The organism is Kitasatospora sp. NPDC058046, assembly GCF_042885595.1.
GTDB lineage: Bacteria > Actinomycetota > Actinomycetes > Streptomycetales > Streptomycetaceae > Kitasatospora.
Window position 1 is genome coordinate 351,421 of the sequence record NZ_JBHVRS010000007.1, and the last position, 17,363, is coordinate 368,783.

Annotated in this window: 6 protein-coding genes; all 6 read left to right on the top strand. The window is 73.1% G+C overall.

Annotated elements, in window-relative coordinates; genetic code table 11:
* The first annotated feature begins 696 nt into the window (after positions 1–696).
* Positions 697–6,723, top strand: coding sequence for an acyltransferase domain-containing protein (locus ACFVU7_RS17835; protein WP_388045878.1), 6,027 nt, complete (start codon positions 697–699; stop codon positions 6,721–6,723).
* A complete protein-coding gene (locus ACFVU7_RS17840) occupies positions 6,720–8,549 on the top strand; it encodes an amino acid adenylation domain-containing protein (RefSeq protein WP_388045880.1) in 1,830 nt (609 codons plus the stop codon). Before ACFVU7_RS17835 ends, ACFVU7_RS17840 begins: the two co-directional genes overlap by 4 nt.
* 51 nt (positions 8,550–8,600) lie before the next feature.
* Entirely contained in the window at positions 8,601–10,382 is a 1,782-nt protein-coding gene (locus tag ACFVU7_RS17845) for a beta-ketoacyl synthase N-terminal-like domain-containing protein (protein WP_388045881.1), read from the top strand.
* A 2-nt stretch (positions 10,383–10,384) separates the two neighbouring features.
* Positions 10,385–11,617, top strand: coding sequence for a cytochrome P450 (locus ACFVU7_RS17850; protein WP_388045883.1), 1,233 nt, complete (start codon positions 10,385–10,387; stop codon positions 11,615–11,617).
* Positions 11,614–12,306: a formyltransferase family protein gene (locus ACFVU7_RS17855; RefSeq protein WP_049651695.1), complete on the top strand. Its 693-nt coding sequence runs from the start codon at positions 11,614–11,616 to the stop codon at positions 12,304–12,306. Before ACFVU7_RS17850 ends, ACFVU7_RS17855 begins: the two co-directional genes overlap by 4 nt.
* Positions 12,307–12,950: 644 nt before the next feature.
* A complete protein-coding gene (locus ACFVU7_RS17860; protein WP_388045885.1) occupies positions 12,951–17,348 on the top strand; it encodes a LamG-like jellyroll fold domain-containing protein in 4,398 nt (1,465 codons plus the stop codon).
* The last annotated feature ends 15 nt before the right edge of the window (positions 17,349–17,363 follow it).

Genomic DNA, 17,363 nt, shown 5'->3' on the forward strand with positions numbered 1-17,363 from the left:
AGATCGAATCGGACACTTTGTCGATCAAATCCCGCCAGCGCTTCATCCGGCCGTCGAAATACGCGATCCTTGAATCGATGAACGCGTAGTCGACACATCTCTCCGCACCCCGAGGGCGGATGAACATACCCGCGCTGCGGAATTCTCAGCAGCGGAAGTGGCCGGCAGCCCGACCGGCAGGAGCCGAACGCGTCGGCCAGAATTCCACAGTGTGCCGCTGATCAGTGAGCCGCTGAACGGCGACCACTCAAGCACCCCCGAAGACCCGACCCTCACCCCGTCCCGCCGCGCCGCGCGGTCGGCACCCCGAGTCCTTCCTCCTGTCGCGAGAGGAGCAGCGCTGCCCGACCGCACGTCCATGCATGTCATGTACAGACCTACTGCCGTGCCGGCAGGCTGACCGGCGCTGCCCCGACGCCGCCCACCCTCCACTCCGCCCCGCCCCGCTTTTCGTTCGCTCCACCGGATTTCCCGTTCACTTCACCGGACTTCCCGTTCACGTCGAGCGCGAACTCCGGAAACACCGGCACCGTCCGCACGCCGCCCCGCCGATTCCGCGACGGCCCCCGGCGCGGAGGACGGATCCCGCCGTGCCCCGCCCCCCTGCTCCCGGCTGCCCTGAAATCGGCGTCCCCCCCGACCGGCCGGCCGCGAAGCCCCGTCCTCCATTCCATCCGCCCTGCTGAGGGAGTCGCCATGCCCCACGAGCGCGCAGCGCGAGACATCACCGACGTCACGGATTTCCTGCTGTCCCGCTTCGCCGAGCTGTCGGACGTGTCCGCGGCCTCGGTGGACCTCCGGGCGCCCATGCACCGGTACGGGCTGGACTCGTTGAAGTCGGTGAACCTCGCGGCCTCCCTGTCCGAGTACCTCGGCTGGCAGGTCCCGGCCACCTGGATGTGGCAGTACCCGACCCTGGACGGACTGGCCCGTGCCCTCGTCGACGGTCCGCGCGCCGCCGGGCCCGCCCCCGGCGCCGAGCGCCGCAAGCCCGCGCACGAGCCGGTCGCGGTCGTGGGCATCGGCTGCCGCTTCCCCGGCGGACCGGACCCGTCCTCGTTCTGGCGGCTGCTGGTCGAGGGCGGCGACGCCGTCGGACCGGTGCCGGCCGCCCGCCGCGAGCTGCTGGGCGACCGGGTGCGCTGGGGCGGGTTCATCGACGGCATCGACCGGTTCGACCCGCTGTTCTTCGGCATCTCGCCCCGCGAGGCCGTCCAGATGGACCCGCAGCAGCGCCTCGTCCTGGAGCTGTGCTGGGAGGCGCTGGAGGACGCGGGCATCGCGCCGGACAGCCTCGTCGGCACCGACACCGGCGTGTTCATGGCCTCCTGCTGGAACGACTACGCCGCGCTGGCGCACTACCGCGGCCCCGACGCCCAGATCACCCCGCACACCGCGACCGGCATCCACGACGGCATCATCGCCAACCGCGTCTCCTACGTCCTCGGCCTCCAGGGCCCCAGCATGGCGATCGACGCCGCCTGCGCCGGATCCCTGGTCTCGGTGCACGTCGGGTGCCAGTCGATCCAGCTGGGCGAGAGCGACCTGGTGCTGGCCGGCGGCGTCAACCTCAGCTTCGTCCCCGACTACTACACCGCCATGGACCAGCTCGGCGCGATCTCCCCCGACGGCCGCTGCAAGACCTTCGACGCCCGGGCCAACGGCACCACCCGCGGCGAGGGCGCCGGCGTCGTCGTGCTCGCCCCGCTGAGCGTGGCACTGGAGCGCGACCTGCCGGTGTACTGCCTCATCAAGGGCAGCTCCTCCAACAACGACGGTCCCAGCAACGGGATGACGGCGCCCAACCCGCAGGCACAGGAGAAGATGCTCCGCACCGCGTACCAGCGGGCGGGCATCGCGCCGGACCTCGTGGACTACATCGAGTGCCACGGCACCGCGACGCCCCTCGGCGACCCGATCGAGGCCAACGCCGTCGGCGCGGTCCTGGGCGGCGCCGACCGCGCGGCGCCGCTGAGGATCGGCTCCGTCAAGTCCAACGTCGGGCACCTGGAGGCGGCGGCCGGCATCGTCGGCCTGGCCAAGCTCGCGCTGTCGATGCGCAACGGCGTCCTGCCGCCGAGCCTGCACTACAGCGCACCCAACCCGCAGATCCTGTTCGACGCGTACAACCTCACCGTCCAGGACCGGCTGACGCCGTGGCCGCGCCGCTCCGACGCCCGCCGGGGCGGCGTCAGCTCCTTCGGCTTCGGCGGCGCGATCTGCCACATCGCCGTCGAGGAACTGCCGCGCCCCGAGGCCTCGCTGCTGCTGCTGGCCGCGGACTCCCCCGCGGAGCTGGCCGAGCGGGCCCTGGAGTCGCGGGACGCGACCGACCTGCGCGCGCTCTGCCGCCGCACGCCCGGCGACGGCCGGTTCCGGCTCGCGGCCACCGCCCGCGACATGGCCGAACTCCGCACCGGCCTGGACGCCTTCGCCGCCGGCACCACGGCCCCCGGCCTGAGCGTCGGGGAGGTCGGGGAGCGGCCCGGCCGGCCGCGGGTGGCGTTCCTGTTCTCCGGCAACGGCTCGCAGTGGGTCGGCATGGGCCGCCAACTGCTCGCCGGCCGGCCCGAGTTCCGCCGCTCCATGACGAGGTCCGACCAGCGGATGCGGGAGCTGCTGGGCTTCTCGCTCGTGGAGCAGCTGATGGACCCGGACGGCCGCCTCGACGACATGGACGTCTTCCAGCCGCTGCTGTTCTCCCTCCAGGTCGCGCTGGCCGAGACCTGGCGCTCGCTGGGCGTGGAGCCGGACGTCGTGGTGGGGCAGAGCGTCGGCGAGTTCGCCGCCGCGCACATCGCCGGCGCGCTCGACTTCGAGGACGCCTCCCGGCTGGCCGCCCACCACGGCCGGCTCCTCCAGCAGCTGGCCGTCGGCCGCGGCGAGGGCATCGTGGTGATGACCCCCGCGGACGAGGTCCGGCCGCACCTGACCGGCGGGCTCACCCTCTCCGGCCACAACGGCCTGAGCTCCACCCTGGTCACCGGCACCCCGCAGGAGATCGACGACCTCGTCCGGCGGCTGACCGACGCCGGCGTCGTCAACCACCGGGTGCGGATGGGCCACGCCCCGCACTCGCCGCTGGTCGACCACGTCCTCGCCCCGCTGAAGGCCGAGCTGGACGGCATCAGGCCGCGCACCGCCCGCGTCCCGATGATCTCGACGGTCACCGGCGAGCCGGTCGACGGCGCGGAGCTCGGGCCGGACTACTGGGCGGACAACCTGCGCCGGGAGATCCGGGTGGTCGACGCCCTGACCAGGCTGCGCGACCACGACGTCGACGCGGTGGTCGAGCTCAGCCCCCACCCCCTGCTGCTCAAGTCGGTGTCGGAGATCCTGCCGGCCGTCACCACCCTGCCCTCGCTGCGGCGCGGCGCCGACGAGGCCGCCACCCTGCTCGGCTCGCTCGGCGCCCTCTACGCGGCCGGACTCCCCGTCGCCGCCCACCCCTTCCTCGCGGGCGACCGCGGACGGCACGCCGTACCGGGCGGCGGCGAGGCCGCGGCGGCCGACCGGGTGCACCTGGTCCCCGTCACGGCCCGGACCGCGGACGCGCTGGCCGACACCTGCCGCGCGCTGTCCAACCACGTCGAACGCGACCCGGCCCTGCGGGTCTCCGACCTCGCCTACACCCTCGCCGCCCGGCGCACCCACCACGCCCACCGGATCGCCCTGTTCGCCCGCGACCGGCAGGACGTCCTGGACGGGCTCGCCCGGATCGCCGACGGCCGGCCGCACCCCGACGCCGTCACCGGCACGGTCTCCGGCACCGCCGACCGGCGGGTGGCGCTGGTGTTCTCCGGCACCGGCACCCACTGGGCCGGCATGGGCCGCGAACTGCTGCGCTCGCACGCCGGCTTCCGGCGGTGGATGCACGCCTGCGACGACGCCGTGCGCGCGGCCGGCGGCGGCTCGGTGCTCGACCGGCTCACCGCCCCGGACGGGCAGGCCCGGTACGAGGAACTGGACGTCCAGCAGCCGGTGCTGTTCGCCCTCCAGGTCTCGCTGGCGAAGGTCTGGCTCGGACTCGGCGTCGAGCCGGCCGCCGTGGTCGGGCACAGCCTGGGCGAGGTCGCGGCCGCCTGCGTGGCCGGCGCGCTGTCCCTGGAGGACGCCGCCAAGGTCGTGGTCGCCCGCTCACAACTGCTCGAACACGAGGCCGCCGCGGGTGCGATGCTCTCGGTCGACCTGCCGGAGGCGGAGCTGCTGCCCCGGCTCGCCGCCTACGCCGGGCAGGCGGCCGTCGCGGCCGTCAACAGCCCCACCAGCACGGTGGTCTCCGGCCCGCGCGAGGCCCTCGACGCCTTGGCGGCCGACCTCGGCCGGGACGGGATCACGGCCAGGAGGCTCCGGGTCGAACGGCCGATGCACAGCCCCGGCATGGACGCGCTGACCGGCCCGCTGCGTGAGCGCCTCGAGTCCGTCACCCCGCTGACGCCCGGCATCGACTTCCACTCCACCGCCCTGGCCGGCGCGGTGAACCCGGTCGTCGACGCCGACTACTGGGTGCGCAACCTGCGCGACCGGGTCCGGTTCGCCGAGGCGACCGCCGCGCTCGTCGACCGGGGCGTCTCCACCTTCATCGAGATCGGCCCGCACGAGACGCTGCGCGGCGCGGTCGAGGAGACCGGACTGTCCCGGGGCGTCCGGGTGCACGCGGTCAACTCGATGCGGCGCGGGGAGAGCGACCTCCGCTGCCTGCTGGGCGCCGCCGCCGAACTGTTCGTCAGGGGCCTGCCGCTGACCTTCGACCCACTGTTCGGCGACGACGTCGAGGTGGTGGAGACCCCGCTCGTCCAGTGGCAGAAGGAGCGCTACTGGATCGACTCCGAGCCCCGCCGCGAGCCCGCCCCGGCCCCGGCCGCCGCCGTCGCCGCCGTCGCCGAACCGGTCGCGGCACACCCGGCGCAGGCCCCCGTGGCGGAGCGGCCGGTGGCGGAGGTCGTCCTCGCCGAACTCGCCGACGCGCTGGGCGTACCGGCGGGCCGGTTCGACGCCGGCGCCGGCCTGCGCGACTTCGGCCTCGACTCGATGCTCGCGATCCGCCTCGTCAACCGGATGCAGGCGGTCCTCGGGCACCGGGTCTCGCCGGTGGTGTTCCTGGACGGGCGCTCCATCGCCGAGGTGGTCGGCCACTTCGTCGGGCTCGCCGACGGACCGGCCGCTCCCGCCCCCGCCCCGCAGCCGCCCCAGGCGGTCCAGGCGCCCACGCCCACGCCCACGCCCACGCCCGAGCCTGCGCGGTCCTTCCTGGAGGACCTGTCCGAACTGGACGCCGAGGAGCTGCTGGAGGAGCTGGACGCGCGCGGCCTGCTGGAGGCCACCGACACGCCGGCGTCGGAGCAGCTGCGCGCCGAAGGCCTCGGCCTCGAACTGGCGCCGGCCTCGCACGGCCAGGCCTCGCTCTGGTTCATGCAGATGATCGCGCCGGACGCCGTGCCCTACAACTACATGGTGACCGCCCGGATCCGGACGGCGGTCGACGAGGACGCCCTGGAGCGCGCCGTCCTGGCCGTGCTCGACCGGCACCCCGCGCTGCGCACCCTCTACGTGGAGGCGGGCGGCCGCCCGTACCAGGTCGTCCTGGACGAGCCGGTGTACGAGTTCCTCGTGGTGGACACCGCCGACCTGGACGACGAGGAGGCCCGCGAGGAACTGGCCCGGTACGGGCACGAGCCGCTGGACATGGACAACGGTCCGCTGGTGCGGGTCGTCCTGATGCGGCGCGGCCCGTCCGACCACTTCCTGATGGTGCTGGTCCACCACATCGCCTCGGACGCGGCCTCGGCCGACATCATGATCCGCGAGCTCCAGGAGTTCTACGAGGGCGCCGACCCGGCCGGCCGCGCTCCGGTCGCCCCGTACACCGAGTTCGTCGAGTGGGAGCGGCAGTGGCTGGCCGGGCCGGCCGCGGAGGCGGCGCTGGACTGGTGGTCGGAGAAGCTCGCCGACCCGCCCGCCCACCTGGACCTGTCCAGCAAGGAGCGGCCGCCGGGCGTCACCTACGAGGGCCGCGACCTCGCGTTCCGCTGGAGCGCCGAGGAGACCCGCCTGCTGCGGGAGTTCGCGGTGCGCGAGGGCGTGTCGATCAGCACCGTCGTGCTGGCCGGGTTCTTCGCCACGCTCAACCGCGCGGCCGGGACGGAGGACTCGGTGCTGGCCACCGCGATCGCCCAACGGGCCGAGCCCGGCTGGGAGTCCGCGATCGGCTACTACCTCAACACCGTGCTGGTCCGGGCGAACCCCGCCGGGGACCGCAGCTTCCGCGAGCTGCTGCGCGAGGTCCACGCCTTCTCGCTCGGCCTCCTGGAGCACATGAACTACCCCCTCGACCTGCTGGCCGCCCAGCTCAAGCCGCCGCGCGCCGAGGGCCGCTCCCCATGGTTCGACGTGGTGGTGAACTGGCTCTCCTCGGACGCCTTCCCCCGCTCCGTCAAGCTCTTCCACGGCGTCGGCGAGACGCTCTCCCCGGACGCCGCGCTGCCGCTCGAGCCGCTCCAGGTGCGCAGGCACCTCGCCAAGTTCGACCTGGAGATCTCGATGGCCGACATCGACGGCCGGGTGGCCGGCCACGTCCAGTTCAAACCGGGCTACCTGGAGAGGCAGACCGTGACGGCCCTGCTCGCGCTGTACCGCACCGTGCTCTTCGACTCGATCGCCCGACCCGACCAGGCCCTCGGCGACATCGCGCCGGCCGGCCTCCCCAAGGAGACAGAGCAGTGACCGAAACCCTGCACTCCGAGTTCATCGCCCAGGCGGTCAAGAACCCCGACGCGACCGCGGTCTACTCCGACGCCGGCGTGCTGACCTACGGCGAGCTGAACGAGCGGTCCCGCGAGCTGGCCGAGCGGCTCCTCGCCGACGGCGCGGGCCCGGGCGTCCCGGTCGGCATCTGCGTCGAGCGCACCCCCGACCTGCTCGTCGCCGTCCTGGCGGCCCTGCGCACCGGCTCCTGCTACCTGCCGCTGGACCCGAACTACCCCGCCGACCGGCTGGCCTTCATGGTCGAGGACAGCGGGACCCGGCTGCTGCTCACCACGCCCGCGTCCCGGGCCAGTTGCCCGCCCGGCCCGACCGTGGTCGTGCTCGGCGGGACCACGATCACCGAGCCCGGCGCCGAGCCCGTGGCGGTCGTGCCCGAGGACACCGCGTACGTCATCTACACCTCGGGCTCCACCGGCACGCCCAAGGGCGTGGCCGTCCGGCACGCCGGCGCCGTGGCGATGCTCGCCGAGATGGACCGGGTCCTGGAGGGCTGCGACCTGAGCGGCGTCTCGGCGGCCAGCTCGGTCTGCTTCGACCTGTCCGTGATGGAGGTCTTCAACGCGCTGTGCCGCGGCGGCGCCGTCGTGCTCGTCGAGAGCGCCGTCCACCTGACGGAGAGCCGGTACGCGGACCGGATCACCCACCTGTCCGTCGTCCCGTCGGTCATGAACGGCCTGCTCGACGCCGGCGCCCTGCCCCCGAACGTGCGGTCGATCGTCTTCGGCGGCGAGGCGCTGCGCCGCAAGCTGGCCGACCGGGCCTACCGGGAGACGGGCGCCACCCGGGTGTTCAACGCCTACGGCCCCACCGAGGGCACCGTCTTCTGCTCGTTCGGGCTGGTGCCCGAGGACGGGACGGACGAGCCGACCATCGGCCCGCCGACCACCACCGACCTGGTCTACGTGCTCGACGACGAGCTGCGGCCGCTCCCGGCCGGCGAGTCCGGCGAGCTCTACCTCGGCGGCGTCGGCCTCGCGCACGGCTACGTCAACCGGCCCGGCACCACCGCCGAGCGGTTCGTGCCGGACCCGTTCCGCGACGGCGAGCGGATGTACCGCACCGGGGACGTCGTCAGGTTCACCGAGGACGGCGAACTCCGGTTCCTCGGCCGCTCCGACCACCAGGTCAAGCTGCGCGGCTACCGGATCGAGCTGGAGGAGGTCGAGGCCCGGCTGACCGGCTGCCCCGAGGTCCGGGAGGCCGCCGCCGCCGTCCGGGGCAACCGGCTGGTCGGCTACGTCGTCCCCGCCGGCGAGGGCGCGCCGCAGGACGGCCCCCGGCTGGACCCGGCCCTGCAGGGCGCGATCACCGGCCGGCTCGCCGCCGAGGTGCCCGACTACCTGGTGCCCGCGACGCTCGTCTTCCTGCCCGCCCTCCCGCTGGGCCCGGGCGGGAAGCTCGACCGCGACGCGCTGCCCGAGCCGCCGGCCGCCGGCACCGACGGGCCGCGGTCGGCCGCCGGCACGCCGACCGAGGTGGCGCTGGCGGAGATCTGGGGCGAGCTGCTCGACCTCGATCCGTCGGGCATCGACGTGCAGTCCGCCTTCTACGACCTCGGCGGCGACTCGCTGCTGCTGATCCGTCTCGCCCGGCTGATGACCCGTCGCTTCGACCGCCGCGTCCGGGTGCCCGACCTCTTCAGCTTCCGCGACATCGCCTCCCTCGCCCGCTGGCTCGACGACGACAGCGGCGCCACCCCCGAGGTGGTCGAGTCGGCCCGCCAGCGCGCCGGCGCCCGCCGCGCCGCCCTGCGCGGCCGCGGCGCCGGCGGCACCGGCCGATAGCCACCCGCGTCACCTCCACCCGACACGAAGCACACGAAGCAGGAGCCTTCCATGACCGACAGCCCCGAGCAGGAGTACGACCCGGGTGACGTGGCCGTCATCGGCATGTCCCTGCGGGCGCCCGGCGCCCGCACCAAGGAGCAGTTCTGGGACGTCCTCGTCCACGGCCGGGAGACCGTGTCGTTCCTGGCCAAGGAGGACATCCACGTCGACGAGACCCTGATCCACAACCCGTCCTACGTCCGGGCCTGCGGCGTCCTCGACACGTACGACAGGTTCGACCCGTCGGTGTTCGGCATCAGCGACCGGATGGCCGCCGCGATGACCCCGGAGAACCGGCTCTACCTGGAGAGCGCCTGGGAGTCCCTGGAGGACGGCGGCTACGACCCGGACCGGCTCACCGCCGAGATCGGCATGTACGGCGCCAACAACCCGCAGACCGCCGCGCTCTACAGCTCCCCGCCGGACCGGGCGTCGGTCGGCCCCGAGGCGATCGAGGCCAGCCTGGCGTGGTCGCCGGACAGCATGACCTCCAACGCCCTGTACTACATGGGGCTCACCGGCGAGGCCGTCACGGTCGCCGCCGTCTGCGCGGGCTTCCACTACGCGGTGCACCTGGCCTGCCAGTCACTGCTGCTCGGCCAGAGCGACATGGCGATCGCCGGCGGCGCGATGGTCCGCCTGCCGCACCCGCGCGGGCACCTGTGGGAGGAGAACCGCATCCTGTCGAAGGACGGCCACTGCCGCCCGTTCGACGCCAACGGCACCGGCAGCGCGCTGTCCAGCGGTGTCGTCACCCTGCTGCTGAAGCCGCTCGGCCGGGCCGTCGCCGACCGCGACCACGTCTACGCCGTCGTCCGGGGCTCGGCCGTCAACAACAACGGCGTCAGCGCGATGGCGTACGGCCTGGCCCAGCCCGAGCGGCTGAGCGCGTGCATCGCCGCGGCGATGGAGGTGGGCGGCGTCAGCCCGGACACCGTGTCCATGTACGAGGCCAACGGCCTCGGCCTGCCGGTGACCGACGAGCTCGAAGTCCACGCGGCGACCATGGCGTTCGGGAAGCGGACCGCGACCGCCTCGATCGGCGGGGTCAAGGGCAACGTCGGCCACGGCGGCGTGGTGTCCGGCGGCTTCGGCGCGGTCAAGGCCGCGCTGGCGCTGTACCACCGGACGCTCCCGGCCACCATCAACCTGACCGAGGTCAACCAGGACCTCGACTTCCCCAGCACCCCCTTCGTGCCGCAGATCGAGGGCGCGGCCTGGGAGCCGGAGGCCGGCATCCGCCGCGCGGGCATCACCTCCCTCGGCGGCGGCGGCTACAACGCCCACCTGGTGCTGGAGGAGCCGCCGGCACCCGCCGGACGCGCCCCCGAGGAGGCGGGCCGCCCGCGGCTGGCCACCCTGTCCGCGATGGACGACGACGCGCTGGCCCGTCAGCGCACCCGGCTCCGGGAGTGGCTGGAGGCCCGCCCGGAACTGCGCCTGGACGACGTCTGCTTCACCCTCAACCTCGGCCGCAAGGTGATGGGCCGCCGGTGGGCGGCCGTGGTCCGCAGCCGCGAGGAGCTGATCGCCGCGCTGTCCGACGACGCCCGCGGCCCGGTCGCCTCGACCGCCGCCGCCCCGCGCACGGACCCGGGCTCCTTCTCCCGCGCCGACGGCGGGATCGTGCCGTCCGGCCAGGACGCGCCCGCCCTGACCGACCTGGCCGCCGCCTGGGTGACCGGGCAGCAGGTGGACTTCGACGCCCTGCACCGGGACGGGACCGGCCGCCGCGCACCGCTGCCCGCCTACCCCTTCCAGCCCCGCCGGTTCTGGCGGACGGACTGGTAGGCATGAGCACACCGGCACTGGACACCGTGGACCTGGGCGACCCGGCCACCTTCGCCGACCACGACCTCGACGGGTTCTGGCGCACCCTGCGGGACACCGCGCCGATGCACTGGAACCCGCCGGTCGACGGCCGCCGGGGGTTCTGGGTGCTCTCCCGCTACGACGACATCATGGCCACCTACCGGGACAACGTGAACTTCACGTCCCAGCGCGGCAACGTGCTCGTCACCCTCCTGGAGGGCGGCGACGCCGGGGCCGGCCGGATGCTGGCCGTCACCGACGGGCCCCGGCACCTGGAGCTGCGCAAGATCCTCCAGCGCGTGCTCTCGCCCCGCGTGCTCGACGAGGTCGCGGGGACCGTCCGGGTCAACACCCGGCAGTGGATCCGCGAGGCGGTCGGCTCCGGCGGCTGCGACTTCGCGGAGCGGATCGCCTCGCGGATCCCGATGACCACCATCTCCAACCTGCTCGGCGTCCCCGAGCGGGACCGGGACTACCTGCTCAGCCTCACCAAGACGGCGCTGTCCGCGGACGACGAGGACGTCGACGAGGTGGACTCCGAGATGGCCCGCAACGAGATCCTGATGTACTTCATGGACATCGTCGAGGAGCGGCGCGAGGCACCCGGCGACGACGTGATCAGCATGCTGATCGGCAGCGCCGTCGACGGTGTGCCGCTGTCCGACGAGGACGTCGTGCTCAACTGCTACAGCCTGATCATCGGGGGCGACGAGACCAGCCGGCTGACGATGATCGACTGCGTCCGCACCCTCGCGGCCCACCCCGAGCAGTGGCGCCGGCTCAAGCGGGGCGAGGTCGCGATCGAGACGGCCGTGGACGAGGTGCTGCGCTGGGCGTCGCCCACCATGCACTTCGGGCGCAGCGTCGAGCGGGAGACCGAACTGCACGGCGTACGGCTGCGGCCGGGGGACATCGTCACGCTCTGGCACGCCTCCGGCAACCGGGACGAACGGGTCTTCGCCCGGCCCGGGGAGTTCGACCTCGGCCGCACCCCCAACAAGCACCTGGCCTTCGGGTACGGCCCGCACTTCTGCGTCGGCTCGTACCTGGCCAAGGTGGAGATCGCCGAACTGCTGAAGGCCCTGCGGGACTTCACCCTCGGGTTCGAGCAGACCGAGGAGGCGCTGCCGATCCGGTCCAACTTCCTGACCGGGTTCTCCACCATGCCGGTGCGCTTCACGCCCGACCACTCCGGACTGAGAGAGTGCGGATGAACATCTACATGTCAGGGCAGGGGGCGTTCGCGGTCCAGGTCGCGGAAGCCCTCCTGGACAAGGGGCACAAGATCGTCGGCGCGGCCGCGCCCCGGCTGCGCAAGGGCAGGACCGACGAGAGCGACGCGATGTCCTGGGACCGCCTGCGCGCCTGGGCGTTCCCCCGGGACATCCCCTGGACGGACTCGCTCGAACTGCGGGCGATGCACATCCCGGACGGGGTGGACGTCATCCTCGCCGCGCACTCGCACGCCTTCCTCGGCCGGCGGACCCGCGCCCGGGCCGGCCTCGCCACCATCGGCTACCACCCCAGCCTGCTGCCGCTGCACCGCGGCCGGGACGCGATCCGGTGGACCATCCGCGACGGCGACAAGGTGACGGGCGGGAGCGTCTACCACCTCACCGAGCGCACCGACGGCGGCCCGCTCGCCGCCCAGGAGCACCTGCTCGTGCCCCCGGGCTCGACCGCGCAGAGCCTGTGGCGCGACCATCTGGCGCCGCTCGGCGTGCGACTGCTGCTCAAGGTGGTCGACGACCTCGCCGCCGACCGGCGGATCGAGGTGCCCCAGGACGAGAAGCTGGCGACCTGGGAGCCCGCGATGGACACCCAGCCGCTGTTCAAGCCCGAACTCATCGCCCTGCCGGGCAGCGTCCGGGTCGACGGCAGCGCGCGGGCGCTGCACGAGTGAGAGCCGTGTAGCGCCGCGACGGCCGAATTGCCGCGATCAACTCCTCAGGTGCCCCCGGGTGTTCGATACTCCGGGGGCACCTCTGTGCTTTCGGAAAGCCGGAGTTGGCAATTCTGCTGCCCATTTCTCCGACAACTCCACTGCGGTAAAGCCTGGTTATCCGACCTGACGGCCAGCCAGCAGGAATCGGATTTCCCGCGCCGAACCTCGCAAGAACGACCTTTCGGATCCCGGGAACCGTACGGCCCTGCCGAGCGTCTCACCTCGCGCCCGCCCCCCGGATCCCGCCTTGAGACCCGTGGTGACCAGCGGAGATTGCCCGACGGAGCGTCGTCGATCCGGCGGCCGGAGCGGCGCCCCGGTGCCGTGCGTCACCGTTCGCGACCGCCGGACGTGCCTCGGAGGCAGGCCGGCGACCGCCCTTCGGGGCGTGATTTACCTCACACCCGAGTGGTCGGTTCATCCGTTTTCACCCGAGCTGCCCCCCGTCTGACAGGGCCGCAGCAAGGGCTCTTTTCTCATGCATTTCTGATGAAGCGTTGACAGCTCTTTTAGGTGTCCATAAAGATCCGCTCAAACTTCGCCCACATTCCGGAAGTCGGAGCTTACGCACAGTGAGAACAGCAGCAAGACGGTCGGGCAGCATGCTCGCCGCGGCACTCGCCGCGGTCGCGCTCGCCGCGACCGCGGTGGTGCCCGCCGCAGCCGCCGGAGGGACACCTCCCCCCGGCGTGACGGAGCCCCAGGACACCGCCGAGACCCTGGCCGTCCAGGAGGCCGCCCGCACCGGCCAGCCGGTCGAGGTGCTCGCCAAGCGCGGCGAGACCAGCGACACCGTCGCCCAGCCCGACGGCAAGCTGAAGACCACCACCTACGTCCAGCCCAAGCGGGTGCGCAAGAACGGCGCCTGGGTCGACCTCGACCCCACCCTCCGGACGCTGCCCGGCGGCGCGATCGCCCCCAAGGGCTCCACCGCCGACCTGACGTTCTCCGGCGGCGGCACCGCACCGCTGGTCACCATGGCCCGGGCCGGCAAGGAGCTGAAGCTCAGCTGGCCCAAGCCGCTGCCCAAGCCGACCGTCAACGGCGCCACCGCCGAGTACGCGTCGATCCTGCCGGACGTCGACCTGAAGCTGTCCGCCACCAAGACCGGGTTCACCCAGGTCATCGTGGTGCACACCGCCGAGGCCGCCAAGAACCCCGAGCTGGACCAGCTCCGGCTCGGCCTCCAGGGCAACGGCCTGACGGTCAGCCAGGAGGCGGACGGCACCCTCAAGGCCAAGGACCCCTCCGGCGGCGGCACCGTCTTCGAGGCGCCCGTCCCGGTGATGTGGGACTCCTCCAAGCCGGCCGGCGCCGCGCCCGCTCCGAGTGCCCCGGCCGCCGCGCCCGCCGCACCTGCCGCGCCCGCCGCGCCGAAGGCGTTCAAGGCCGCCCCGCAGGCGGCACCGCAAGCCGAGGCCGCGGCCCCCGCCGCCCCCGCCGCTCCCGCCGCTCCCGCCGCCCCCGCGCCGACCGACCCGGCCGTCGCCGGCTACGGCGACCTGCCCGGCGAGGGCGCCAAGATGACCCGCCTCAAGGTCGAGCTGCCCAAGGACGCCCTGCTGCTCTCGCCCGACCAGGCGATGCTGGACGCCCCGGACACGGTCTACCCGGTGATGATCGACCCGGCGTGGAACACCCCGCACGCCGGCGACTGGGCGGGCGTCTCGCGCACCTACCCGAGCCAGGCGTACTGGCACTTCACGTACAACAGCAGCTACGTCCACGACTGGGGCGTCGGCTACTGCGGCGACACCTCCCGCTGCGCGCCGACCGACGTGAAGCGCGCCTTCTTCCAGGTGTCCAACCCGTTCGTCGGCAAGCAGATCCTCGGCGCCACCTTCGGCACCTACGAGAGCTGGTCGTACTCCTGCGACGCCCGGCCCGTCGAGCTGTGGAGCACCGGCTACATCTCCCCCGGCCTGAACTGGAACGCCCAGAACGCCTCCGGGTTCTGGAGCCGCTACCTGCAGACCATCAACACCGCCAAGGGCTGGAGCGGCAACTGCCCCGGCGGCTGGCTGGAGTACGGCGAGACCGGCGCGGTGAAGAACCTCGTCCAGGACGCCGCCAACTGGGGCTGGCCGACCATCACCTTCGGCCTGAAGGCCCAGAACGAGGGCGACACCCTCGCCTGGAAGCGCTTCACCGACGACGCCTACCTGTCGGTGTACTACAACCTGCGGCCGAACCAGATCCCGATGTCCGACATGACGATGTCGCCGGGCTCGGTCTGCCAGTACCCGGGCATCAAGATCAACAAGATGCCGCAGGTCACCACCCGGGCCACCGACCCGGACGGCGAGGCCATCGGCGTGCAGTTCGCGGTCGGCTGGGACGACGGCACCGGCCTGCGCCGGCGCTGGTGGTCCACCGGCTCCGAGGACGCCGCACCGGGGGGCAACACCTTCAAGGCCTCCGGCTCGATCTTCTCCTGGCCGCTGCCGACCGACCTGCCGAAGAACCTCCAGCTCGACTGGGAGGCCCGCGCCTGGGACGGCGCGCAGTGGGGGCCGTGGTCCTCCGACGGTGACCCGACCGGCTGCTACTTCATCGTCGACACCTCCGCACCGGACGGCCCGGCGATCACCTCGGACGCCTACCCCGGCTCCAAGGACGCCACCGCGGCGCTCCCGTGGACCGACGGCGTCGGCAAGAGCGGCCAGTTCACCCTGAAGTCCGCCGCCACCGACGTGGTCAAGTACCAGTGGGGCCTGGACACCTCACCGTCCGCGGCGAACGAGGTCGCCACCAGCGGCGGCGCCGGCCAGACCGTCCGCATCCAGCCGCAGACCGCCGGCGTCCACTTCATCTCCGCCCGGGCCGTCGACGGCGCGGGCAACGCCTCCCAGCCCGAGACGTACTACTTCAACGTGCTCACCGGGCAGGCCCAGCGCACCGGCTGGTCGATGGACGACCCGAGCGGCACCAGCGTCACCGGCACCGGCGGCGGCTTCGAGGCGACCCTCGGCTCCGGCGCCACCGCGGGGGCCCCCGGCCACCTCGCCGAGGGCCTCGCCCTCGACGGCACCGCCAACGGCTACGCCGAGACCCAGGGCAACGTGCTGGACACCACCCGCGGCTTCGCCGTCTCCGCCTGGGTCAACCTCACCGGCGACACCAGCCGCAACCGGGTCGCGCTCAGTGAGAACGGCAACTGGGCCGCCCGCTTCGCCCTCGGGCTGATGAACGGCAAGTGGACGATGTGGACCTCCACCCAGGACACCAACGCCGTCTACACCCTGGAGCCCGCGAGCTCGGACACCCCGGTCGTGCTCGGCCAGTGGACCCACCTGGTCGGCGTCTACGACCCGACCGCCAGGACCAGCACCCTGTACGTCAACGGCGTGCCCGGCACCCCGGTGGCCGTCACCGCCACCTGGGACGCGCGCGGCCCGCTGGAGTTCGGCCGCTCCAAGTGGCACGGCAACTGGACCGACCCGTGGACGGGCTCGGTCGACGAGGTCCGGCTCTGGGACCGCTCCCTGAGCAAGGCCGAGGCCGCCGACGTGGCCGCCGACAAGCAGCTCGCCACCGGCCGCCCCGCGAAGGCGGTCTGGCACCTGGACGGCAGCTCCGCCAAGCCCGTCGGCACCACCGAGACCGACAACCTGACCGCCTACAACGGCGTCGCGCTCGGCCGCCCCGGCATCGCCGACAAGGCGATCCACCTGGACGGCGTCGACGACTACCTGCGCGGCACCCGTCCGCAGGTCGACGGCAGCCGGGACTTCTCGGTCTCCGCCTGGGTGAAGCTGCCCGCACCGACGCCGGGTGACACCACCCCGAAGATGGCGGTCACCCAGATCGGCCAGCACAACAACGAGTTCTCGCTGTACTACTCGCCCTACTGGGGCCGCTGGATCTTCGGGCGCTACAAGGAGGACAGCTCCGCCGACACCCTGGTCCGCACCTGGCAGGACGCCTGCACCGCGGGCAGCCAGATCAACGGCGTACCGTGCTTCACCGGCACCACCGGTGAGTGGACCCACCTCCTGGGCGTCTCCGACACCGCCGCGAAGAAGCTGCGCTTCTACATCAACGGCTTCCTGGTCGGCCAGTCCGACTACACCCAGAACGCGCCGTGGGCCAACCCCGGCCCGATCCAGATCGGCGCCGTCAACCGCGAGGGCGCCAACGGCGAGTTCTTCGGCGGCGAGATCGACGACGTGCGGATCTACGACCGCGTCGTCACCGGCCCCGAGGCCGGCGCCATGGTCCAGCAGCGCCCGCAGCTGGCCGGCCGCTGGAAGCTCAACACCGCCACCAGCACCCCGGCCGATGCCCCGGCCGTCACCCCCGACGAGGGCCCGGCCAAGGCCGGCGCCCAGCTCGGCGGCGGCGCCTCGATCAAGGCCGACGGCGGCCTGTTCCAGACCCCCGGCACCCTGCTGCTGAACGGCTCCACCGGCTACGCGGCCACCGGCTCCGTCCCGCTGCACACCGGCCAGAGCTTCACCCTGGCCGGCTGGGCGAACACGGCGGGCGTCCCGACCCGGGACATGACGGTGCTGTCCGTGGCCGGCGCCAACAACAGCGCGGTCACCCTGCGCTGGCACCCGCTGGGCAACGACGCCAACGGCCAGCCGACCGGTCAGTGGCAGGCCGAGGTCCGCGACTCCGACGCCAACGGCGCGGCGCGCACCCTGACGACCCACACTCCGGCCACCTCCGTCATGGAGAACTGGACGCACCTGGCGGTCAGCTACGACGCCTTCGCGGACCGGCTCGCCCTGTACGTCAACGGCCAGGTCGAGAACCAGGGCTGCGCGGACGGTGACAAGTCCTGCACCCCGCACATCTCCTGGACGGGCGCTCCGCAGCCCTACGAGGCGGGCGGCGGCGTGCAGTTCGGCCGTACCAGGGCGTCCGGCGCCTGGGGCGAGTACTTCTCCGGTGAGCTGGACGACGTCTGGCTGTACCAGGGCGTGCTGAGCCCCGCGCAGATCGCCAAGCTGGCCGACTACAACGTCGAGCTGGGCACCTCCACCGGCGTCTGATTCCCCAACCTTCCG